A 564-nucleotide genomic window follows, 5' to 3' on the forward strand; every position below is an offset into this window, starting at 1 on the left:
TCGGCCCTGAACGGGCCTCGTCCTCAAACGCCGGACGGGCTGAAAATCCAGCCCCTCCGGCGTTTGAGGAGCGGGGGTCCAGGGGGCAGAGCCCCCTGGGGGACGGGACGGGTAGGGGCGGCGGGGGCGAGAAAACTCCCAGTCCACCCTCGTCACCGTTCCGCCCGCCGCCCCTCCCGCACCCGCCGCAACCGGTTCACCGTCACCGGATCATGGGCCAGGGCCCGCGGGTCGTCCAGCAGGGCGTTCAGGAGTTGGTAGTAGCGCACAGGAGCCAGCCCCAGTTCCTCACGTATCGCCCGCTCCTTCGCCCCGGGCCCCGCAAACCCCCGGCGCTCCAGGGCAAGGATGGCCTGCTCCCGCTCCGCGAGGACAGCGGCGGCGGCAGCAGGAGCAGGAGCAGGAGCAGGAGCATCCTCAGGCTGGTCCTCATTCATGCATCGCACCGTAACGCCGTTACCAAGGGCCTCAGTGGTTCTCAGCAATCCTGGCGTTTCCGCCCGGAAGGTCCGTACCGGCCAGCTCGGCGGCTTACGGTCCGCGCTTCAGCGACCACCGCCCAGA

General features: G+C 70.0%; 1 protein-coding gene. It reads right to left on the reverse strand.

Going from position 1 to position 564, the window contains the following annotated elements; translation table 11 throughout:
- Positions 1-152: 152 nt before the first annotated feature.
- Complete coding sequence (locus ADL12_RS44090) at positions 153-437, reverse strand: DUF3263 domain-containing protein (RefSeq protein WP_079052608.1); 285 nt, start codon at positions 435-437, stop codon at positions 153-155.
- Between the last annotated feature and the right edge of the window lie 127 nt (positions 438-564).

It is taken from the genome of Streptomyces regalis (genome assembly GCF_001509475.1).
GTDB classification, from domain to species: domain Bacteria; phylum Actinomycetota; class Actinomycetes; order Streptomycetales; family Streptomycetaceae; genus Streptomyces; species Streptomyces regalis.

Bases quoted from the DNA above. Each gene is read 5' to 3' on its own strand.
- ADL12_RS44090 (WP_079052608.1), bottom strand. From the start codon at position 437: ATGAATGAGGACCAGCCTGAGGATGCTCCTGCTCCTGCTCCTGCTCCT.